At 68.7% G+C, this 20,407-nt stretch carries 21 protein-coding genes; 19 read left to right on the top strand and 2 right to left on the bottom strand.

Annotation, left to right across the window (positions count from 1 at the left end):
• The first annotated feature begins 632 nt into the window (after positions 1-632).
• The 8 genes from ACFTSF_RS25880 to ACFTSF_RS25845 all read left to right on the top strand — a co-directional run bounded on the left by ACFTSF_RS25880 (position 633) and on the right by ACFTSF_RS25845 (position 7,381).
• Positions 633-1,532, top strand: a complete 900-nt coding sequence (locus tag ACFTSF_RS25880; RefSeq protein ID WP_380156270.1) for a hypothetical protein — start codon at positions 633-635, stop codon at positions 1,530-1,532.
• Positions 1,529-2,365, top strand: coding sequence for a hypothetical protein (locus ACFTSF_RS25875; RefSeq protein ID WP_380156268.1), 837 nt, complete (start codon positions 1,529-1,531; stop codon positions 2,363-2,365). Before ACFTSF_RS25880 ends, ACFTSF_RS25875 begins: the two co-directional genes overlap by 4 nt.
• A 69-nt stretch (positions 2,366-2,434) precedes the next feature.
• Positions 2,435-3,286, top strand: coding sequence for a CHAD domain-containing protein (locus tag ACFTSF_RS25870; RefSeq protein WP_380156266.1), 852 nt, complete (start codon positions 2,435-2,437; stop codon positions 3,284-3,286).
• Between the two features lie 32 nt (positions 3,287-3,318).
• On the top strand, positions 3,319-4,023 hold the full coding sequence (locus ACFTSF_RS25865; RefSeq protein ID WP_380156264.1) for a GntR family transcriptional regulator: 705 nt from the start codon (positions 3,319-3,321) through the stop codon (positions 4,021-4,023).
• Positions 4,020-5,009: an ADP-ribosylglycohydrolase family protein gene (locus ACFTSF_RS25860; RefSeq protein ID WP_380156262.1), complete on the top strand. Its 990-nt coding sequence runs from the start codon at positions 4,020-4,022 to the stop codon at positions 5,007-5,009. Before ACFTSF_RS25865 ends, ACFTSF_RS25860 begins: the two co-directional genes overlap by 4 nt.
• 11 nt (positions 5,010-5,020) lie before the next feature.
• The gene (locus ACFTSF_RS25855; RefSeq protein WP_380156260.1) at positions 5,021-6,490 is read left to right on the top strand and encodes a purine-cytosine permease family protein; all 1,470 of its coding nucleotides are present in this window, start codon (positions 5,021-5,023) and stop codon (positions 6,488-6,490) included.
• Positions 6,487-6,717: a hypothetical protein gene (locus ACFTSF_RS25850; RefSeq protein WP_380156258.1), complete on the top strand. Its 231-nt coding sequence runs from the start codon at positions 6,487-6,489 to the stop codon at positions 6,715-6,717. Before ACFTSF_RS25855 ends, ACFTSF_RS25850 begins: the two co-directional genes overlap by 4 nt.
• Complete coding sequence (locus ACFTSF_RS25845; protein WP_380156256.1) at positions 6,668-7,381, top strand: carbohydrate kinase family protein; 714 nt, start codon at positions 6,668-6,670, stop codon at positions 7,379-7,381. The genes ACFTSF_RS25850 and ACFTSF_RS25845 overlap by 50 nt, the downstream gene beginning before the upstream one ends.
• Here ACFTSF_RS25845 and ACFTSF_RS25840 read toward each other — a convergent pair.
• Positions 7,368-8,531: a DUF1015 domain-containing protein gene (locus ACFTSF_RS25840; protein WP_380156254.1), complete on the bottom strand. Its 1,164-nt coding sequence runs from the start codon at positions 8,529-8,531 to the stop codon at positions 7,368-7,370. The genes ACFTSF_RS25845 and ACFTSF_RS25840 overlap by 14 nt on opposite strands.
• A gap of 24 nt (positions 8,532-8,555) precedes the next feature.
• Between ACFTSF_RS25840 and ACFTSF_RS25835 the strand changes: the two genes are divergently transcribed.
• The 6 genes from ACFTSF_RS25835 to recN are packed head-to-tail and all read left to right on the top strand — an operon-like array spanning position 8,556 to position 14,177.
• Positions 8,556-9,668, top strand: coding sequence for an HAD-IIA family hydrolase (locus ACFTSF_RS25835; RefSeq protein WP_344154406.1), 1,113 nt, complete (start codon positions 8,556-8,558; stop codon positions 9,666-9,668).
• A gap of 43 nt (positions 9,669-9,711) precedes the next feature.
• Complete coding sequence (locus tag ACFTSF_RS25830; RefSeq protein ID WP_380156252.1) at positions 9,712-10,215, top strand: polyhydroxyalkanoate synthesis protein PhaF; 504 nt, start codon at positions 9,712-9,714, stop codon at positions 10,213-10,215.
• Between the two features lies 1 nt (position 10,216).
• A complete protein-coding gene (locus tag ACFTSF_RS25825) occupies positions 10,217-10,687 on the top strand; it encodes a hypothetical protein (protein WP_380156250.1) in 471 nt (156 codons plus the stop codon).
• Positions 10,688-11,506 carry a TlyA family RNA methyltransferase gene (locus tag ACFTSF_RS25820; protein ID WP_380156248.1) on the top strand — a complete coding sequence of 273 codons (819 nt, stop codon included), beginning with the start codon at positions 10,688-10,690 and terminating at the stop codon, positions 11,504-11,506.
• Between the two features lie 11 nt (positions 11,507-11,517).
• Positions 11,518-12,453, top strand: a complete 936-nt coding sequence (locus ACFTSF_RS25815) for an NAD kinase (RefSeq protein ID WP_380156246.1) — start codon at positions 11,518-11,520, stop codon at positions 12,451-12,453.
• Positions 12,453-14,177: a DNA repair protein RecN gene (gene recN, locus ACFTSF_RS25810; RefSeq protein WP_380156244.1), complete on the top strand. Its 1,725-nt coding sequence runs from the start codon at positions 12,453-12,455 to the stop codon at positions 14,175-14,177. Before ACFTSF_RS25815 ends, recN begins: the two co-directional genes overlap by 1 nt.
• On the opposite strand, the gene ACFTSF_RS25805 is transcribed toward recN, so the two are convergent.
• On the bottom strand, positions 14,174-14,560 hold the full coding sequence (locus ACFTSF_RS25805) for a hypothetical protein (protein ID WP_380156242.1): 387 nt from the start codon (positions 14,558-14,560) through the stop codon (positions 14,174-14,176). The genes recN and ACFTSF_RS25805 overlap by 4 nt on opposite strands.
• 132 nt (positions 14,561-14,692) lie before the next feature.
• Between ACFTSF_RS25805 and steA the strand changes: the two genes are divergently transcribed.
• The 5 genes from steA to ACFTSF_RS25780 all read left to right on the top strand — a co-directional run bounded on the left by steA (position 14,693) and on the right by ACFTSF_RS25780 (position 20,393).
• Positions 14,693-15,874 carry a putative cytokinetic ring protein SteA gene (steA, locus tag ACFTSF_RS25800; protein ID WP_380156240.1) on the top strand — a complete coding sequence of 394 codons (1,182 nt, stop codon included), beginning with the start codon at positions 14,693-14,695 and terminating at the stop codon, positions 15,872-15,874.
• On the top strand, positions 15,871-16,818 hold the full coding sequence (locus ACFTSF_RS25795) for a copper transporter (protein WP_344154429.1): 948 nt from the start codon (positions 15,871-15,873) through the stop codon (positions 16,816-16,818). The genes steA and ACFTSF_RS25795 overlap by 4 nt, the downstream gene beginning before the upstream one ends.
• A 1-nt stretch (position 16,819) precedes the next feature.
• Positions 16,820-17,632, top strand: coding sequence for a hypothetical protein (locus ACFTSF_RS25790; protein WP_380156238.1), 813 nt, complete (start codon positions 16,820-16,822; stop codon positions 17,630-17,632).
• Between the two features lie 215 nt (positions 17,633-17,847).
• The gene (murJ, locus tag ACFTSF_RS25785) at positions 17,848-19,371 is read left to right on the top strand and encodes a murein biosynthesis integral membrane protein MurJ (protein WP_380156289.1); all 1,524 of its coding nucleotides are present in this window, start codon (positions 17,848-17,850) and stop codon (positions 19,369-19,371) included.
• The gene (locus tag ACFTSF_RS25780) at positions 19,368-20,393 is read left to right on the top strand and encodes a glycosyltransferase family 4 protein (RefSeq protein WP_380156236.1); all 1,026 of its coding nucleotides are present in this window, start codon (positions 19,368-19,370) and stop codon (positions 20,391-20,393) included. Before murJ ends, ACFTSF_RS25780 begins: the two co-directional genes overlap by 4 nt.
• Positions 20,394-20,407 lie beyond the last annotated feature (14 nt).

Raw genomic sequence — 20,407 nt, 5'->3', positions numbered from 1 at the left:
GAAGTTAAGCCCTTCAGCGCCGATGGTACTGCGACCGGGAGGTCGTGGGAGAGTAGGACGCCGCCGGACTTTCACACTGTTAAGGGCCACCCCGCGAGGGGTGGCCCTTAACATATGTCCGGGACATTTTCTCGCCGCGCCGTTCTCTGCGCCCGATCCTTGGGCGATGCTCGCTGGGTGGTCTCCGGGCCGCTCGATGCGGGTGTCCGGGGCCCGGGGCGGTAGGTTTGTGCGGTTACCCCGCACTACAGCATCGTTAGGAGTCACAGTGGCGACGCCACCTCGCAATCCCCGGTCCGGCTCGGGGGACCGACGCGGTTCCTCCGGGAACAGCGGACGTTCCGGCCGTAGCGGTGGGGGACGTCCCGAATCCGGTGGTGCCGGCTACAGCGGTAAGCGGTCCGGCTCCGGTTCCGGTGGTGGGTCGGGGTACGGCGGCAACCGTTCGGGGTCAGGTGGCTCTGGCGGTGGTTCGGGCTCTGGTGGTGGACAGCGAAGCTCAGGTGCCTTCCGAGATGGCTCGAGTCGTGGCGCCTCGAGTCGTGGCGACAGCCCGCGGACCGGCGCTCCGCGCAGTGGTGGGAACCGGGACGACCGCACCGAGAACCGGCGTGGGTTCGCCGGCTCCCGTGGTGACGACAAGGGTCGCCGGGATCCCTTCGGTGGTCAGCTCGCCGGTCGTGACGACCGCGGCGGCGACTCCCGCGACAACCGCTCCGGCGGCTACCGTCGCGACGACCGTTCCACAGGCGGCGACCGCGGCGGTTACAACCGCGACGACCGCTCTGGTGGCGGCGACCGCGGTCGGTACAACAGAGACAACCGATCCACTGGTGGAGACCGCGGTGGAGCTGGCCGTCCCAGTGGTGGCGGTTACAACCGCGACGATCGCTCCGGCGGCGACCGCGGTGGTTTCCGTGGTGGCGACCGTCCGGCGCGGGATGACCGCGGTGGCTACAACCGCGACGACCGTGGACCCGCTCGGCGTACCGGTGGACCTGCACGCGACGACCGCGGCGGTTTCCGTCGCGACGAGCGTCCGGCACGCGACGAGCGTGGTGGGTACAACCGCGATGACCGCCCGGCTCGTGATGACCGCGGCGGCTTCCGGCGTGATGACCGTTCCACCGGCGGCTACAACCGCGACGACCGCGGTGGGTTCAACCGGGATGCGCGGCCTGCTCGCGATGACCGCGGTACGCGGCCGGCTCGGGATGACCGGGGCGGGTACAACCGTGACGACCGGCCTGCTCGGGATGACCGGGGTGCTCGGCCGGCTCGGGATGAGCGGGGTGGTGGGTTCCGGCGGGATGAGCGGGGTGAGGGTCGGCGGGATCAGCGGTCGGCTCGGGATGACCGGGGCGGCGTACGGGGTGGTGCTCGTGGTGCTGGGCCGGCTCGGGGTGAGCGTGGCGCGTTCAAGCGGGATGATCGGGACTCGCGTGGTGCGCGCGGTGGACGGGACGACCGTCGTGGGGGACCGCGGCGGGATGACGAAGAGAAGGTTGGTCCGCGGCGCGACGACCCGGTGATTCCTGAGGGCATCACCGGTGCGGAGCTGGATCGCGGAGTGAAGGCCGAGCTGCGCTCGTTGCCGCGCAGCCTGGCGGACCTCGTCGCACAGCACCTCGTGGCGTCCGGGCGGTTCCTGGACGACGAGCCGGAGCTTGCGTACCTGCACGCTCGGACGGCTCGGCGGCTTGCCGCACGGCTGGGCGGTGTCCGCGAGGCGGTCGCGATCACGGCGTACCTGGCTGAGCACTACGACGAGGCGCTGACCGAGTTCCGCGCCGTACGGCGGATGACTGGGAACCACGAAGTGCTGGCGATGATGGCCGACTGCGAGCGTGCGCTCGGACGGCCGGAGAAGGCGCTGGCGCTCGCGCAGGACAAGCACGTTCGGGATCTGTCCGAGCCGACGCAGATCGAGCTGTTGATCGTGACGGCCGGTGCGCGGCGGGACATGGGCCAGACCGCGGCCGCGATCCAGGTGCTCGAAGTACCGGAGCTGACCAAGCGCACCCGGGCGGACTGGTTGCCGCGCCTGCGTTACGCGTACGCCGACGCGCTGGCCGCTGCGGACCGCACCGAAGAGGCGCTGGTCTGGTTCCACCGTGCTGCCGGCGCCGACGCCGACGGCTCGACCGGAGCCGCTGAGCGCGCTGCCGAGCTGGAAGGCCTCGAGTTCACCGACCTCGACGACGACCTCGAGGACGAGGACGACGAGATCGAAGAGGCCAAGGAGACCGACGACGCCGCGACTGTCGTCGAGGTCGACGAGGTGGACGACGAAGACGACTTCAGCGACCCAGACGAGTCCGAAGAGGATGACGCCGAGGAGAAGCCGGAGAAGTCCGAGCAGTAGAACGAAGTCGCACTGAAGAAGCCGCCGGGATCCCCGGCGGCTTCTGTGCGTTTAGGGGAGAATCGGGTGATGGATGCGAGTGTGAGGCCGCTGGCGGACGATCCTGTTGGGCTGTTGGTGGGGAATGCGGTCACCAAGGGGGCGCGGCGACTGCAGAAGGCTGTGCGGATGGTGGAGAAAGGTGACGACGACGCCATCCATCAAGTGCGGGTTTCCTGCCGGCGGCTGCGGAGCGATCTGAAGCTGTTCCGGAAGATGCTTGCGGGAGAGTGGGCCGGCGCTCTGCGGGCGGATCTGGCCGCGTTGGCGCAGGCGTGCGGAGAAGCTCGGGACCTCGAGGTGATCGCGGCCCTGGTGAAGGAGACCGCGCACGGTGAGGACGACCCCGAGCACGTCGAATACATCCTCAGCACGCTGACAGCCGGCTTGGAGCAGGCAGCGGCGCGGTCAGCGGAGGTGGTGCTCGGAGAGGGGACCGCCACGCTCCTGCGGACGCTGGAGACGACTGCGACTGCACCCGAGCTCTCACCGAAGGCCGAGACACCCTGCGGCGAGGCTCTGCCCCAGCTGCTGGACGGCGCGGTGCGACTGTTCGCGCGTGAGGCCGACAAGCTGGAGCCGTGGACACAGGATGACGACTGGCACGAGGTGCGGTTGCTGGCGAAGCGAGTCCGGTACGCCGCCAACACCTGCGCGACTGTGCTCGGTGACGAGGCCAAGGCGACCGCCGTACAGGCTGCTCGGTACCAGGAGCTGCTCGGGCAGCATCAGGACCACTGTGCGGCTGCGGATGCGCTGACTGCGCTTGTGACGGACGCCGGGCCGGAGCGGGCCTTCACGCTCGGACGGCTCGTCGAGCGGCACCGGGCAGCCCGTAAACCGCTGCGTGCGGAGTTCCTCAGCCTGTACCACCGCTCTTGACAGGCTGACCGCCTGGTTGTACATGTATGTACATGTCTGAACAGGTAGGTCGTTCGAAGCGATCCCAGCTGGTCGCGGAGATTGCCACGGAGATCCGGACCGGGCGGCTCGGCCATGGTGAGCGGCTGCCGGGCGAGAACCAGCTCGCGACCCGCTACCAGGTCTCCCGCGGCACGGTCCGCAGTGCGCTGGCCGAGTTGCAGCGGCGGGAGCTGATCACCACCGAGACCGGGGTCGGTTCGTTCGTCACGTTCGACGGCAAGGAGCTCGACCAGCAGATCGGTTGGGCTCGCGCGCTGGCCGAGGGTGGCGCCGATGTCGGCACCGAGCTGCTGGGTATCGCGGCCGGTGGGGATCCGGCGGTCGAGGAGCAGTACGGTCCGGTCGTCACGGTACGGCGACTGCGCCGCGCAGGCAGTCAGCCGGTCTCGATCGAGGTCTCGGCGCTACCGGCTGTCGGAGCGCTGGCCGACCTGCCCACGACCGGACTGGTCGACGACTCGATCACCGCGACTCTGCGCGCAGCCGGCCGCCAAGGCGTTGGCGGCGAGCAGTGGATCTCGGTCGAACCGCTGGACGCCGCTGACGCCGCTCTGCTCGAGCGAACGCCCGGTGAGCTGTTCCTGCGCGCTATCCGAGTCACTCGCGACCAGAACGGCGACCTGGTCGAGTACGTCGTCAGTTGGCTCGATCCCCAGCGGTTCCGGTTCCACCTGAGCTTTCCGGCGGCCCGATGAGCACCCGCGACCGCGCGCTCGGCGCCCTGTACGGGCTGGCGATCGGTGATGCGCTGGGGATGCCCACGCAGTCGCTGTCCCGCGCCGACATCGCACAGCGGTACGGCGTGGTCGACCGACTGCTGCCTGGCGCTGCGGACCAGCCCATTGCGCCGGACATGCCGGCCGGGACGGTCACTGACGACACCGAGCAGGCGCTGCTGCTGGCACGGCTTCTGGTCGAGGGTGACGGCAAGCTGGACCCGCATGGGTTTGCCGAGGCCCTGCAGTCCTGGGAACAGGACATGATCCGCCGCGGCTCCCTGGACCTGCTCGGACCCTCCACCAAGCGCGCACTGGACCGCCTGGCCGCAGGTGAGCCCGCAGAGCAGACCGGCCGAGACGGTACGACGAATGGCGCCGCCATGCGGGTCGCACCGGTCGGCATCGCCTTTGCCGGAGACAGCTTGCTGGATGCGGTGGTCGAGTCGTGCCGCGTCACGCACAACACCGGTCTCGGGATCGGAGCAGCCGCCGCAGTGGCTGCGGCTGTCTCGGCCGGCGTCGCCGGGGCCGCGCTGCCCGAGGCTGTTGCTGCGGCCGAGGAAGCTGCAACAACTGGTGGTCAGCGCGGGCACTGGGTTGCCGGCGGCAGCATCGCCGCACGGCTGCGCTGGGTCCGTGGCTGGGTCCACGACCTCACTCCCGCCGAACTCGTCCCGGCCCTCGACGAAGTCGTCGGTACGTCGGTCGCTGCCAACGAATCCGTGATCGCCGCGTTCGCGCTGGTTGAGGTGCTCGGCAACGACGTCCGCGCCGCGCTCACGACGGCCGCGTCACTCGGTGGCGATACCGACACCATTGCCGCGATCTGTGGCGCCGTACTGGGTGCACATCACGGCATGTCCGGACTGCCGGCCGACCTGCTCGAAGAGGTCCGCCAGGTCAATCGGCTCGACCTCGACGCCGCTGTCGACGGGCTGCTCGCGCTGCGTTCCACCAACTGAAGGAGGCCGCCATGGCCACCGATACTGCAAGCCAGGCAACAGAATCCCGCGAGTCCACGCTGGAAAACAGAGGTATCGAACCGGTCCCGGTCGCCGAGCGCACCGGACGGCCGGGCCAGCTGTTCTGGGTGTGGTTCGCCGCCAACATCTCCATCCTCGGTCTGCCTTTGGGCGCGACGCTGGTCGCGATGGGGATGACGGTCTGGCAGGCCGTCATCGCAGCGGTCGTCGGCTCGGTCGGCTCGTTCGCGATCGTCGGTGCGATCTCGATCGCCGGGCGTCGTGGTGGTGCACCCGGTCTCACGTTGTCCCGCGCGACGTTCGGTGCCCGCGGCAACATTGGGCCGACACTCGTCTCGCTGTTGTCCCGGCTGGGCTGGGAGACCGTGAACACCACGACCGCAGCGTTCGCGCTGCTGTCGCTGGCCACGATCCTGTTCGGCACCAGCCCGGCGGCGAAGGACCATCCGGTACTCACGATCGTCGCCATCGCGGTCTTTGAGCTGCTGACCGTGCTGGTCGCCGGACTCGGTCACGCCTTCCTGGTGGCCGTGCAGCGGTGGGCGACCTGGGTGTTCGGGGCGCTCAACATTCTGGTCGGCGGCTTCCTGGTGGCGACCGTCGACTGGTCGGCTGTTGGAGCTGCCTCGCCGGCACCTGTCGGTGTGGTTGTGGCTGGGATCGGTGTGATCGCAGCAGGTACGGGTATCGGCTGGGCGAACGCATCGGCCGACATGTCCCGCTACCAGGCTTCGGCCGTGCGCGGCGGGTCGCTGGTGCTGTCGGCTGCGGCCGGTGCGGGGATCCCGCTGGTACTGCTGATCTCGCTGGGCAGTCTGCTCGCCGCAGGCGACCCCACGCTGGCCGATGCGGGCGACCCAGTTGCCGCGATCCGCGCGATGCTCCCGAGCTGGATGGCTGTTCCGTACCTGATCGCAGCGTTCGGTGGACTGCTGCTGTCCAATCACCTCTCGGTCTACTCCGCTGGACTCACCACGCTGACTCTTGGAGTGCGGGTGCGCCGCGTGTACGCAGTGGTTGTCGACGTGACAGTCACCTTTGCCGGCGCGATCTACTTCCTGCTCATCGCCGACGGGTTCTACGGTCCGTTCATCGCCTTCATCAGTGCACTGGCGGTACCGATCACTGCGTGGGTCGGTGTGTTCGCCGTGGACATGCTGCGACGCCGGCACTACGACCCGGACGCTCTGCTGGACACCCGTCGTACCAGCGCTTACTGGTACCGCGGTGGCGTTGCCTGGAGCGCGTTTGGGGCTTGGGCGCTGGCGATCGTGGTCGGCTACCTGTTCGCGACTGTGGGGCCGGCGTCGGATCCATGGTTCACCGGACCGCTCGCTGACACCTGGTTCGGCGAGAACGGGCTGGCGTGGGTGATCACGTTCGTCGTCGGAGCCGGGGCGTACGCCGCACTCGGTGGTGCTCGTCCGGTGCCGGGCGTACCGCTGGAGGTGGGTGAATGACTGGGCGGCTTGTGCACACGGGACAGGTCCTGATTGACCTCGTCATGCAGGTACCTGCGCTACCGCCAGTCGGCGGTGACATGCTGGCGCTCTCCACGGTCGAGTACGTCGGTGGTGGCTTCAACGTGATGGCAGCCGCAGCCCGGGCTGGTGCGACCGTCGTCTACGCAGGTGGACATGGCACTGGACCCCGCGGCGAGCGGGGTGCGCGCCGAACTCGCTGCTGAGGGAGTGAAAGTCGCCCAGCCGATCACCACTTCGATCGACACCGGCGTCTGCGTGGTGCTGCTCGACAACACTGGGGAGCGCACGTTCGTCACCGGTAGCGGAGCCGAGACCGCTGTTGGCGACCCACTCCCTGATCTGGACGCATCTGACATCGGATACGTCTCCGGCTACAGCCTGGTGGTCCCGGAGAAAGCCGGGCAGGTGCTGGCGATGCGGGGTGGAACTCTGCTCGTCGACCCCGGACCCCTGGTCGCTGACATCGATCCCGATGTCTGGACCCGCACGCTGGCCCGCAGTGCGGTGTTGAGCTGCAACGACCGCGAGGCCCAGCTACTGACTGGCCTCTCCGACCCCCTGGACGCAGCGCGGGAGCTGGCCACCAGAGTGCCGCCGCAAGCCGTGGTTGTGGTGCGGATCGGGGCAGGCGGCTGTGTCGTGGCCCAGAACGGCACAGTGCAGGCGGTGCCGAGCATCTCGGTGGACGTGCTGGACACCAACGGTGCTGGTGACGCGCACTGCGGTTGGTTTGCTGCGGAGCTCCTCCGCGGCACCGACGTACTGGAGGCTGCCCGGCGGGCCAACATCGCCGCAGCGATCGCGGTGACTCGTAGCGGGCCTGCGACCGCGCCGACGCGTAGTGAGGTTGACGCTAGAGCATCCTGAACAGCAGCCCGACGCGCGGCTTCGGGCCGAACGAGGTCGCCTTCTGGGGCAGTACGACGCCCTGGATCGCCGAGCCGAGTACCTGGTCCAGGTGTGGAGCGGTGAGCTCGATGGCTGCCTGTGAAGGGCTGGCCAGGGCCAATGCGTCAGCCCAGGTGTGGTGGAAGGTGATGTCGTCGACCGGAGCGCCCCAGGCGGGGAGGAGGTGCTCGTGGAGGGATGAGACGACGGGGACGGTCAGTCCGTTGGCCGGGCGGATCGTGAGCCAGTCCGTGCCGTCTGTCACCACGAGGTGGTGGACGGGGAGCTGCTCCGAGCGGCCAGGCAGGACGTTCCAGCCGGCCGGAGTCCGGGACTGCACCATCTCCAGCGTCAGGCCGGGCACCACGCGGTGAATCGGGTCCAGGGTCAGCGGATGCCGGTTGTAGTCGACCAGCATCGCCAGGCCGACCGACGTACTGGATCGGTCCGGTTCACGGCGGTTGCGCTCCAGGTACGCCGCGTAGCGGTGGTGGCCGTCGGCGATCAGCGCCTCGTGCTTGGCGATCTCGGTGGCGATCACTGCGAGCGTTTCGGGGTCTTCGATCCGCCAGATGCGGTGTTCGGCGCCGTTCTCGGTTTCGGCCTCCACCCACGGCACTCCGGTCCGGGCGGCGTCCACTGCGTCGCTGGCCGCGCCACCGTCGCCGTACGCGAGCAGGATGGGCTCCAGGTCCGCATCGGTGGCTTCCATCAGTTCGAGGCGGTCGTCGACCCAGTGCGGCATCACGTTCTCGTGGGGAAGCACCACGCGGCGCTGCGGATCCAGGGCCAGCGCACCGACCAGACCGCACAGTACGGCGTCGCCCAGGCGCTGCTCGTACACGTACAGCGCGGGCCGCGGGTCCTGGATAACCACTCCGGCGGCCTGCCACCCGGCCAGCCGCTCGGCAGGCTCGTCGTACCGGCTCGGACCGAGGTTGGGGTCGCGTGGAAGGATGAGCCTCACCATGTTGTGCAGATCAGACGCAGTCAGCCGCCGGACCAGCGCGGGTTCCAGCACGTCGTACGGCGGTGAGGTGACCGCGCCCAGGCCGCTCACCATGCCCGCCACGAACCGCCAGGCCCGTAACGGGTCCAGTCGCAGCACGCTCGCCCTCGAATCCCGCATGAGCCGCATCGTACGGGCGCGCTCATGAGCCCGCATCGCGAAGCGCCCGCGCCGCTGTCGGAGTGTGATGAACCGCTCGCGAGCCGGTACGACGTCGCCCTGCTGGACCTGGACGGCGTCGTGTACGTCGGCCCGGACCCGGTACCGGATGCGCCCGAGCACCTGCGCAAGGCGGCCAAGGAAGGCATGCGGATCGGCTACATCACCAACAACGCCAGCCGGCCGGCCAGAATCGTGGCCGAGCACCTGGCGTCGTTCGGGCTGGATGTGATCGCCGACGACGTGGTGACGTCCGCACAGGCCGCAGCGAAGCTGATCGCGTCGCAGTACCCGAAAGGCTCGCCGGTGCTCGTCATCGGCGGCGAGGGGCTGATTTCTGCCCTGGAGGAGTACGAGCTGACGCCGGTGCGCAGCAGCGACGCGCACCCGGTGGCCGTCGTACAGGGCTTCCACCCGGATGTGAACTGGGTGATGCTCGCGGATGGTGCGCACGCGATCAACGAGGGCGCCAAGTGGTTCGCGACCAACCTTGACCTGACAATCCCCACTGCGGCCGGGATGGCGCCGGGGAACGGCACGCTGGTGGCCGCAGTCCGCGCTGCGGTCGAGGTGGACCCGGTAGTGGCCGGCAAGCCGGAGCCTCCGTTGCTGGAGACGAGTATTGAGCGGCTCAACGCGAAGAAGCCGTTGATGATCGGTGACCGGCTGGACTCCGACATTGCTGGGGCCCACGCGGTCGGAATCGCCAGTCTGTGGGTGGCAACCGGTGTCCACGACGCACATGACCTCGCACAGGCGCCTAAGGACCAGCGGCCGACGTACATCGCGCCTGACCTGGCCGCACTGGCACAGAAGCAGCCTGGTGTGACGGTTGACGGCAGCAAGCACAGCTGTGGTGGCTGGACTGCTGAGGTCGTCAACAACGCTGTGGCGGTCAAGGGCGAAGGTGAGCCGTACGACGGGCTGCGCGCGATCCTGTCTGCTGTCTGGACCGCTGTCGACGCACCAGCGAAGACGGCCACCAAGACTGCCAAGTCAGCGACTCGCAGCAGCCGCCGTCCGTTGCCGAAGCCCGCACCGGCTCTCGGCACGATCGCAATCAACGGTGCGCTCCACCGGGTCGGCCTGGACAAGTGAACCCGAAGCGCTACCGTTGCTGGAACGAAGCGAGGAGGCAGTCATGGTGATGGACGCACTGCGCGGCTACGTACAGCTGGCGAACGGTCTGGCCGAGGTCAGCAGGCAGAAGGCCGAAGCGGCGGCGAAGGCATTGCTGCAGCAGACGGGTGCGGATGCGCTGACGTCCGGGCTGACCACGAAGGTGGGCGACCTGGCCGACGAGATCGTTGCCACCAGCAAGAGCAACCGTCAGCTGCTGACGGCGATCGTGACGAACGAGGTCGAGGGCGCGGTCGCGCGGCTCGGGTTCGTCCGCTCCGAAGAGGTCGCGGCGCTGACCCGGCGCGTCCAGCAGCTGGAGACCGAGCTGGCCGAGGCCCAGGCCGCGGTCCCGGCCCCGGCACCCGTTGCGGCGGCGAAGAAGGCTCCCGCGAAGACCGCTCCTGCCAAGCCGGCTCCCGCCAAGAAGGCGCCGGTGAAGAAGGCCGCGGCCAAGAAGGCGCCCGCCAAGAAGGCACCTGCGAAGAAGGCGCCGGCCAAGAAGACGGCAGCGAAGAAGGCCTGACGTGACCGAACACCCTGGCGAGCAGTTCCCCCCGGACGTCGACCCCGACGTGGAGCCGGACTACACGCCGGAGCAGGGCGAGGAGCCCCCGGCCGAGCCCGACTACGACGCCGAGCCGGGCTCTCAGAACCTGGAGTACGGCGAGGAGTCCCAGGAAACGCCGGAGTCCCAGGAAGCGGAGCCGGTGGAGCACGCGCCCGTGGATCCGGCCGAGGTGGAGTTCGGGCCGGAGTTCGCCCGCGACCCCGGTCAGCAGCACGAGCAGCCGTTCGTCGCGGAGCCGGTGGACGACTCGGCCGCGGATTACGCCGATGAGGACTCCGGGCATCCGTTGGTGGATGAGGTGATGTCTCGGCTGGACGATCTGCGGGAGAAGCCGGTCGGTGAGCACGCCGAGGTGTACGCCGACCTGCACGAGCGGCTGCAGACCGCGCTGGTGGAGGCGGACTCCGACCAGGGCGACAGCCGGTAAGTGGCCAAGGGAGCAGCGAAGCGCGCGCGGCTCGACGCTGAGCTGGTACGGCGCGGGCTGGCGCGGTCGCGTGAGCAGGCGAGTGAGCTGATCGCGGCCGGCAAGGTGAAGGTGTCCGGCGCGGTTGCGTCGAAGCCGGCGACCGGTGTCGGGACCGATGCGCCGATCGTGGTGGACACCTCCGAGACCGACGACCCCGGCTATGCGAGTCGTGGTGCGCACAAGCTGATCGGTGCGCTGGAGGCGTTCCCCGAGGTCCAGGTGAAGGGCCGGGTCGCGCTCGACGCGGGTGCGTCCACCGGCGGATTCACCGACGTACTGCTCCGCAACGAGGCTCAGCACGTGTTCGCGGTCGATGTCGGCTACGGGCAACTGGTGTGGGCGTTGCAGACCGACGAGCGGGTCACGGTGCTGGACCGGACCAACGTCCGGACGCTCACGCTCGAGCAGATCGGTGGTGAACCGGTTGATCTCGTGGTCAGCGACCTGAGCTTCATCTCGCTGACGCTGGTGCTCCCCGCGCTTCTCCAAGTGGTGAAACCGGACGGTGAGCTGATGCTGATGGTGAAACCGCAGTTCGAGGTCGGCAAGGAGCGGCTCGGCAAGGGCGGAGTGGTTCGCGACCCCGAGTTGCGGGCGGACGCCGTACGGGGAGTGGCTCTCAAAGCGCAGCAGCTGGGCTGGGGGATTGCGGGGGTGGCGGCCAGTCCGCTGCCCGGACCGTCCGGAAATGTCGAGTACTTCCTGTGGATACGGCGTTCGGCGCCGCCGCTGGATGAGACGATGCTGCAGGACGCGATTGAGCGTGGACCGCAGTAGGGGAGGTAGGAGTGGCTGACGCCGAGCCGCGGCGCGTGCTGGTGGTGACGCACACCGGTCGTGAGCAGGCGGTCGGGGTGGCGCGCGAGGCGCACCGGCTGCTGACGGATGCCGGTCTGCTGGTGCGGCTGCTCGCCATCGAGGCCGACGACCTCGACCTCGACCCGGTCGAGATCGCCGTCGACCCCGACAAGGCCGCGCTCGATGTCGAGCTGATCATCGTGCTCGGCGGCGACGGTTCGATCCTGCGTGGCGCCGAGCTGGCCCGCCCGCACGGTACGCCGGTGCTGGGTGTCAATCTCGGTCATGTCGGCTTCCTGGCCGAGGCCGAGGTCGACGACCTGGAGCGGATCGTCCAGGTGGTCGTGGACCGCAGCTACACGGTCGAGGAGCGGATGACGCTGGCCGTCGATGTCCGCCACGACGACGAGCTGATCTTCGAGACCTGGGCGCTGAACGAGGCGAGTATCGAGAAGGCCGCTCGCGAGAAGATGCTCGAGGTGCTGGTCGAGGTCGACGACCGCCCGCTGTCCCGTTGGGGCTGCGACGGTGTCGTGGTCGCGACGCCCACCGGGAGTACGGCGTACGCGTTCTCGGCCGGCGGCCCGATCGTCTGGCCCGAGGTCGAGGCGATCGTGCTGGTCCCGGTGAGTGCGCACGCGCTGTTCTCGCGGCCGATCGTGGTCGCGCCCTCGTCGCGGCTGTCGATCGAGCTGGTGCCGTCGTGGAACGGCCGTGGAGTGCTGTGGTGCGACGGCCGGCGGATGGTCGAGGTACCGCCGGGTGCTGAGATCGTGGTCCGGCGCGGTGCTCGTCCGGTCCGGCTGGCCCGGGCGCACGAGGCGCCGTTCACCGATCGGCTGGTGGCCAAGTTCGACCTTCCGGTGCTCGGCTGGCGTGGTGCCGCCGAACGCAAACGCAATCCCAACGGTCAACAGGAGACCTGATGCTTTCGGAAATCCGCATCATCGGCCTGGGTGTGATCGAGGACGCGACTCTGGACCTCGACCCCGGGTTCACCGCCGTGACCGGTGAGACCGGTGCCGGTAAGACGATGGTCGTGACCGGTGTGAACATGCTGCTCGGCGGCCGCGCCGACAGCGGGCTGGTGCGGCACGGGGTGCGGCGGGCGCGCGTCGAGGGGCGAGCGACCAACGTGCCGAAGGCGATCGTGCAGCAGGCCGAGGACCGCGGTGGCGAGCTGGACGACGAAGAGCTGCTGATCGCGCGCGAGCTGTCGTCGGAGGGGCGCTCGCGGGCGTTCCTTGGCGGCGCATCGGTGCCGGTGTCGGTGCTTGGTGAGGTTTCCGGCGACCTGGTCGCGATTCACGGACAGGCCGATCAGTGGCGGCTGCTGCAGCCCGCCCGCCAGCGCGAGACGCTGGATACCTTTGCCGGTAAGCCGGTTCTGGTGCCACTGCAGGAGTACTCGACGTCGTACAAGCGGCATCGCGAGGTCGAGGCTGAGCTGACGGAGCTGACCACCAGGCAGCGCGATCGGCTCGCCGAGGCGGACCGGCTGCGGTTCGGGCTGGAGGAGGTCGCGAAGGCGGAGCCGCTGCCCGGTGAGGACACCGAGCTGGCGGCCGAGGAGGAGCGGCTCGCGTACGCCGACGGTCTGCGGACCGCGGCGACGAACGCGGCTGACGCACTGGCGTCCGAGGATCTCGAGTCGACGCGACCGAGCGACGTACTGGGTTTGCTGGCGTTGGCGAAGCAGTTGCTGGACGGCGAACGCGAGCACGACGCCAAGTTGGCTGAGCTGGCGGACCGGGCCGGCGAACTCGGGTACCTGGCTGCAGACCTGGCCGGCGAGCTCTCGTCGTACGCCGCTGATGTGGACACCGATCCGGCTCGGCTGTCCGTGGTGAGCGAGCGGCGGGCGCTGCTGACCAACCTGATCCGCAAGTACGGCGCCGAGCAGGGCACTGTGGATGAGGTGCTCGACTGGGCCAAGCGGTCTGCCGAGCGACTGGCCGAGCTGGATGGCAGCGATGAGCGCGTCGAGCTGCTGACCGGTGAGTTGGCTGAGCTGGATGCGGCGCTGGCTGAGCTGGGTCGACAGGTGCGGGAGGCCCGGATCGAGGCGGCGCAGCGACTCGGCGTACTGGTGTCTGAAGAGCTGACCGGGCTGGCGATGCCGCACGCGACTCTGACGGTCGAGGTGCACGAGACGTCGGCGGGACCGTTCGGTATCGACGAGATCGAGTTCTGCTTCGCGGCGAACCCGGGTAGCCCGGCGCGTCCGCTGCAGAAGTCGGCGTCCGGTGGTGAGTTGTCCCGCGTGATGCTGGCACTCGAGGTGATCCTGTCCGACACGCACAAGGTACCGACGCTGGTCTTCGACGAGATCGATGCCGGTATCGGCGGTCGCGCTGCGGTCGAGGTCGGCAAACGGCTCGCCCGGCTGGCTGAGAAGGCACAGGTCATCGTGGTGACCCACCTGCCGCAGGTGGCCGCGTTCGCCGACCGGCACGCCGTCGTGCTGAAGAGTGACGACGGTTCGGTGACCACGAGTGGTCTGGTCGCTCTGGACGATGACGCCCGGCTGAAGGAGCTGTCGCGGATGATGGCCGGCCTGGAGAACTCCGATGCCGCCCAGGCACACGCCGAGGAGCTACTCGCCCTGGCGGCAGAACGTCACAACAAACCCAAGAAGAAGAAACGCTAGGTACGACGGGATCGCAGTACCAGCGCGATCACGGCGAGCTGCAGCGCGATGACGACCGGGATGACCGCATGGAACATCCCGGACGTCGACCACGACACGACGCTGAACACGATCGACAACGCCTGCGACACAACGGTCAGCCGGGATGCCCACCGCCGCTCGAGCTTCCAGGCCAGGACGACGCACAGCACCGCCAGCACGAGATGGAAGACGCTTGCGGACGTCAACGCAACCCGCACCGAGGCATCCAGCTCGCTCGGTGTGAAGTCCGGATGCTGAGCGGCGACCTCCGCGCGCAACGTGCTCGAGCGCGCGAACATCACCACCGGAATCACCAGGTGCGCAAGCGCAATGACCAGCAGTAGCAACCGCGCAGGTCTCATCAGCTCCGCCTTCTGGCCGCTGGGTTCGCGGCCGATGCTAGGCGATCAAGCGGTCGTTCCAAAGGATGATTCGGCTGGGCGGAGGGGTATTGGGCGGGAACCGGGCTGGTGACGTGGCAGGATGAGAGCGCGATGAGACTGCCCAGCCTGCGGAGAGCACGCCCGACTGAACTGCCCGGATCCACCGGTGTGGTCCGGCTCGATCGGCGTACCAAGAATCTCACCAAACGGCTGAAGCCGGGTGAGATCGCGGTGATCGATCATGTCGACCTCGATCGGGTGAGCGCCGAGGCGCTGGTGAACTGCAAGGTCACCGCGGTGGTGAATGTCGCTGACTCGATCAGTGGCCGCTATCCGAACCTCGGCCCGGAGATCCTGGTCGCGGCCGGGATTCCGCTGGTCGACGGTGTCGGTCGCGAGGTGTTCTCGGTCCTGCACGAGGGTGAGCGCGTGCGGTTGCACGACGGCACCTTGTACCGCGGTGACGAGGTCGTCGCGAAGGGTGTTGCGCAGGACAGCCAGACGGTGGCCGAGTTGATGGACGATGCCCGGGCGGGGTTGTCGACGCAGCTCGAGGCGTTCACCGCCAACACGTTGGAGTACCTGCGCCGCGAACGCGACCTGCTGCTGGACGGCGTCGGCGTACCTGAGATCCACACTCCGATGGACGGCCGGCACGTGCTGATCGTCGTACGTGGCTACGACTACCGCGAGGACCTGGTCGCGCTGCGGCCGTACATCCGTGAGTACCGGCCGGTGCTGATCGGTGTCGACGGTGGCGCGGATGCCTTGGTGGAGAACGGTTACGCGCCCGACCTGATCGTCGGCGACATGGACTCGGTCAGCGACGAGACGCTGAAGAGCGGCGCCGAGGTGGTCGTGCATGCGTACCGCGACGGCCGGGCGCCGGGATCGGAGCGGCTGGAGCGGCTCGGCGTGGAGTCGATCGAGTTCCCCGCGACCGGTACCAGCGAGGACGTCGCGATGCTGCTGGCCGACTCCAAGGGCGCTCAGCTGATCGTTGCGGTCGGCACCCACAACTCGCTGGTGGAGTTCCTCGACAAGGGCCGCTCCGGAATGGCCAGCACCTTCATCACCCGCTTGCGTGTCGGCGCCAAGCTGGTGGATGCCAAGGGCGTCGGCCGGCTGTACCGCAGCCGGGTGTCGACGTTCCAGATCATCGCGCTGGTCGTGGCCGGCCTGTTCGCGCTCGGGATGGCGATGGTCGCCATCGACGCCGACGAAGTGCTGTGGTCGATCCTGCGGGCGCGCTGGAGCGACTTCGTCTACTGGATCCGGGAGCTGTTCACGTGATCGACTTTCGCTACCACATCGTCTCGATCGTGGCGATCTTCTTCGCCCTGGGCGCCGGGGTGGTGCTCGGCGCCGGCCCGTTGAAGGGCACCGGCAGCGACCTGATCCAGAACCAGGCGAACGTGGACCGGGCCAACCTCGTCGCCGCGCGCGACGAGATCACCCAGCTGAAGGCGCTGAACAAGTACCACCAGGACTACGAGGCCAAGGTGACGGCCGGGCTGGCCACCGGCAAGCTGACCGACCGCAAGGTCGCACTCGTCACGATGCCGAACGCCGACGGCGACCTGGTCAACTCGGTCAACGACGAGCTGCAGAAGGCCGGCGCGCAGGTCACCGTCCGCGTCTCGGTGAACGCCAAGCTGCTCGACCCCGGTCAGCGCCAGCTGGTCGAACCACTCGTCACGCAGCTGATCACGGCCGACATCACGGTCCCGCAGGACTCCACGACGTACCAGCGGGCTGGGCTGATCCTGGCCCGCGGCGTCGCGGCCAAGGACCCGGCGCGCACGGTCGACGACGAGGCGAACAAGATCCTCAGCGGTCTGACCAGCTCCGAGCTGGTGTCGCTGAAGCCGTCGCAGATCAAGGACCGGGCCACGCTGATCGTGGTGGTCGCCGGCAAGCCGGCGGTGCCCGCGCCGGCCAACTCGTCGTACACGGACGCGGTGGACTTCATCGAGGGTCTGGACCAGGGCAGCGGCGGTGTCGTCGTGGCCGGTACGCCGGACACCGCGAAGGACGGTGGACTCCTGAAGGCCTTGCGGAGTGACTCCGACGCGACCAAGATCGTTTCCTCGGTGGACGTGGCCGATCTGCCCGCCGGGCAGATGACCGTCGTCTTCGCACTGGTCGAGCAGACGACCGGTAAGGCCGGCCAGTACGGTGCCTTCGACGCGAAGGACGGCATCGCGCCGGCCGCCGTACAGGTGAAGGACAACTGACGTGGGAATTCTGAGCGCTGCTGTAGCGGCAGTTGCGACTGCTGCACTGGAGAAGGCCGCCGAGAAGCTGCCGAAGGAGAACCGGCAGCCGTTCGAGCGCACCAACCACCGGGGCGAGCCGGTCACGCTCCTGGAGGGCCCGGTCGCCGTCCTCGGCGCACTGGCCGGTGTGCTCGCCGCACCGTCGACTCCGGGCAAGGTGAAGGCCGCTGCGCTGCTGGCCGGCTCGGTGTCGGGGGCAGTCGGCGCGTACGACGACCTGCGCGGAACCACGCAGGCCAAGGGCTTCCGCGGACACCTGTCCGCGTTGAAGCGCGGTGAGGTGACGAGCGGTGCGGTCAAGATCCTCGGCGTAGGTGCCGCCGGTCTAGCCGCTGCGGCGCTGCTACCCCGCAAGTCAACCGGAGTGAAGGCACTCGCCGGTGTAGTCGCTGACGGCGCTCTGATCGCCGGTACGGCGAACCTGACCAACCTGCTCGACTTGCGGCCCGGCCGCGCGCTGAAGACAGTTGCCGCAGTCAACGCACCCCTCGCCGTAGTCAACGGTCCAGCCGGCGCAGTAGTCGGTGCAGCCGTAGCCTCTGCCCCCTCCGACCTAGGCGAACGCTCCATGCTCGGCGACTGCGGAGCCAACGGCCTAGGCGCCATCACCGGTACAGCGCTAGCCGCCTCCCTCCCGCGCTGGCTGAAGACCGTAGTCCTAGCCGGAGTCGTAGGCCTCAACCTGGCCAGCGAAAAAGTCAGCTTCACCAAGGTCATCGCCGACACCCCCGTCCTCGACAAGATCGACCAGTGGGGCCGACGCCCCCGGTGAACGACGAAGTCCCGGGCACCAACCGCCCGGACGACGCCCGGGAGGTCCGCTCAAGCGGTGGCTCGGGGGAGGGGCGGGGCGGCCGCTCGGACGACGCCTCGGGTCACCCGGGGGAGGGGGCTGGGAGCGGCTCCTCCATCCCCCTCACCACTTCCCCCGCGAACACCCCCTCCGTCGGATCACGCGTTGCGCGGGCTGCGTTGCTGGTTGCGGCGGTGACGGTGCTCGCCCGCGTTGTGGGGTTTGGGCGGTGGCTTGTCTTTTCTAAGACTGTTGGTGCGGGGTGTTTGGCTGAGGCTTATACGACGGCTAACCAGTTACCGAACATCTTGTTTGAGATTGTGGCTGGTGGTGCGTTGGCTGGTGCGGTGATTCCGGTGCTGGCTGGGCCGGTGGCTCGTGGGGATCGGGTTGCGCAGGGGCGCATTGTCGGCGCGTTGTTGTCGTGGTCGTTTGTGTTGCTGGCGCCATTTGCGGTGTTGTCGTGGTTGCTGGCTGGGCAGTACACGGACGCGTTGCTGGATCCCGGTGCGGACTGTGGTGGGTCGGCGGCGACTGCTACTCGGATGCTGATGATCTTCGTGCCGCAGGTGTTCGGGTACGCGCTGGCCGTCATCGCCACCGCCGTACTGCAGTCCCACAAGAAGTTTGGGGCGGGTGCGTGGGCTCCGCTGGTGTCTAGCCTGGTGGTGGTCGGCACCTACCTAGTGTTCGCGGCCATGGCTCCGGATGCGGATCGGGCGTCGGGTAGCGCTAACGACCTGCTCGCTTGGGGGACTACAGCAGGCGTTGCTGCACTGGCGTTCACAGTGCTGATTCCGATGCTGCTACTGCGACTACCGATCAGACTGACACTCAGACTCGACCCCGGTGTCGGACCGGTACTGCGGAAGCTCGCACTGGCCGGACTAGCCGTGCTGATCGCTCAGCAGCTCACCTTCGTCGTCACGACGTACCTGGCTAACCACCGCGGTGTTGCGGGCAGTATCGCCGTCTATACCTGGGCGAACGCGGTCTACCTGCTCCCGTACGCGGTCCTCGCCGTACCGATCACCACTGCGGTGTTCCCGCGCCTGGCTGCGGCGTACGAGGCAGGGGAGCGGTTCGACCTGTACGCCGCCGCTTCGTCCCGCGCGGTGATGCTGGCCGGCGGTGCTGGTGCCGCACTGCTCGTCGGAACCGCGGTACCGGTCGCACGGATCTTCGCGTACGACGACGGCGCCGTACAGGAAGCGAAAGCGACCTCACTCGGCAACGGGCTGATCGCGTTCGCCCCAGCCGCCATCGGGTTCGCCGTACTCATGCATATCGGCCGAGTGCTCTACGCGCGGCACTCCGGTCGGCAGGTCGCGATCGTCACGTCAGCTGCCTGGGTCCTGGTCGCTGTGTCAGCCGTCGTCCTGACAGCGCAGTGGGACGCAGTGCCCGCACTAGCGGCCGCCATGTCCATCGGCATGGTCCTCGGAGCGGTTGCGCTACTCGTGGTGCTGTGCCGAGACGCAGGGGCTGGCGCACTGGCCGGGCTGACCCGTGCCACGCTGGCTGCGCTAGTCGGCGCCGTACTGGCCGGTGCAGCAGGCTGGGTCGTCGCACTGCCGGCCAGCGACACCGGAGTGGGCAGTGCGGTCCTGTACGCCGTGCTGTCCGGCCTGGCCGTCGTCATCGTGTACGCCGCGATCGCCGTCGTACTGGATCGTGCGGACACCCGCGCGCTGCTCCTTCGAAAGGTCGTGGCATGAAGATCGGTCTGCTGCTCGCAGAGTCGCGCGGCGGGATCGGGCAGCACGTCGCTTCCCTGGTACCGCGGTTCATCGCAGCCGGGCACGAGGTGGTCGTCTGCGCACCGCCCGGTACTGCCGAGCACTTCGACTTCGGTGCGGCAACCGTCGTCACCCAGGCACCGGCGCTGCGCGGCTCGGACGTGATCCACGCGCACGGCTACCGCGCTGGGATGACCGCACTGCGTGACCGCTCCAAGCTGCGCCCGCTAGTCGTTACCTGGCACAACGCAGTGATCGCTCCGGGCCCCAAGGGCCTCGTGATGCGGCTGGGACAGCGTCTGGTCGCCAGGGGTGCGGACGTGACGCTAGGAGCCTCCAGCGACCTTGTAGAGCTCGCCAAGAGCCTCGGAGCGCGCGACGCCCGCCTGGCGCCGGTCGCTGCGCCCACATTGTCGAAGCCGACCGTCCCGGCCGCTGACATCCGGGCGGAACTCGGCCTGGCTGACCAGCCGCTGGTTCTCACCGTCGGCCGACTCGCCCCGCAGAAGGACTACCCGACGCTGCTGTCCGTAGCCGCCCGCGTGCACGAGTCGACGCCGAACGCGGTCTTCGTGGTGGTCGGTGACGGTCCGCTGCGTGACAACCTGCAGGCCCGGATCGACGCCGAGCAACTGCCGGTGCGCCTGCTCGGACATCGCAGCGACGTGGCGAACCTGCTCGGGGCGGCCGACGTCTTCCTGCTCACCTCGCACTGGGAGGCGCGGGCGCTCGTCGTACAGGAGGCGATGCAGGTCGGCGTACCGGTCGTGGCGACCGCGGTCGGCGGTATCCCGGAGCTGGTCGAGGACTGCGCCGTACTGGCGTTCCCCGGCGATGCCGACGGACTGGCCGACGGAGTCCGGGCGATCCTCGCCGAGCCCGGTACGGCGAACGCTATGCGGACGCGTGGCCGGGAATTGGCCGCGAAGTGGCCGGACGAGGACGGGGCCGCGAAGAATCTGCTCGACATCTACGCGGGTCTCGTCGCGACCACCCCTTGACAACAGGTAGGCTG

The sequence above is a fragment of the Kribbella sp. NPDC056951 genome (assembly GCF_042674205.1).
Taxonomy (GTDB): Bacteria; Actinomycetota; Actinomycetes; order Propionibacteriales; family Kribbellaceae; genus Kribbella; species Kribbella yunnanensis.
Note: the sequence above shows the minus strand (reverse complement) of the source record. Positions and strands in the feature narration are given on the sequence as shown.

Excerpts from the sequence above, each read along its gene's own strand:
- steA (WP_380156240.1), top strand. The coding sequence starts at position 14,693 with ATGAGACTGCCCAGCCTGCGGAGAGCACGCCCGACTGAACTGCCCGGA.
- ACFTSF_RS25845 (WP_380156256.1), top strand. The coding sequence starts at position 6,668 with ATGGCACTGGACCCCGCGGCGAGCGGGGTGCGCGCCGAACTCGCTGCT.
- ACFTSF_RS25805 (WP_380156242.1), bottom strand. The coding sequence starts at position 14,560 with ATGAGACCTGCGCGGTTGCTACTGCTGGTCATTGCGCTTGCGCACCTG.
- ACFTSF_RS25855 (WP_380156260.1), top strand. The coding sequence starts at position 5,021 with ATGGCCACCGATACTGCAAGCCAGGCAACAGAATCCCGCGAGTCCACG.
- ACFTSF_RS25860 (WP_380156262.1), top strand. The coding sequence starts at position 4,020 with ATGAGCACCCGCGACCGCGCGCTCGGCGCCCTGTACGGGCTGGCGATC.
- ACFTSF_RS25835 (WP_344154406.1), top strand. The coding sequence starts at position 8,556 with ATGAGCCCGCATCGCGAAGCGCCCGCGCCGCTGTCGGAGTGTGATGAA.
- ACFTSF_RS25870 (WP_380156266.1), top strand. The coding sequence starts at position 2,435 with ATGGATGCGAGTGTGAGGCCGCTGGCGGACGATCCTGTTGGGCTGTTG.
- recN (WP_380156244.1), top strand. The coding sequence starts at position 12,453 with ATGCTTTCGGAAATCCGCATCATCGGCCTGGGTGTGATCGAGGACGCG.
- ACFTSF_RS25865 (WP_380156264.1), top strand. The coding sequence starts at position 3,319 with ATGTCTGAACAGGTAGGTCGTTCGAAGCGATCCCAGCTGGTCGCGGAG.
- ACFTSF_RS25780 (WP_380156236.1), top strand. The coding sequence starts at position 19,368 with ATGAAGATCGGTCTGCTGCTCGCAGAGTCGCGCGGCGGGATCGGGCAG.
- ACFTSF_RS25830 (WP_380156252.1), top strand. The coding sequence starts at position 9,712 with ATGGTGATGGACGCACTGCGCGGCTACGTACAGCTGGCGAACGGTCTG.
- ACFTSF_RS25840 (WP_380156254.1), bottom strand. The coding sequence starts at position 8,531 with ATGCGGGATTCGAGGGCGAGCGTGCTGCGACTGGACCCGTTACGGGCC.
- ACFTSF_RS25850 (WP_380156258.1), top strand. The coding sequence starts at position 6,487 with ATGACTGGGCGGCTTGTGCACACGGGACAGGTCCTGATTGACCTCGTC.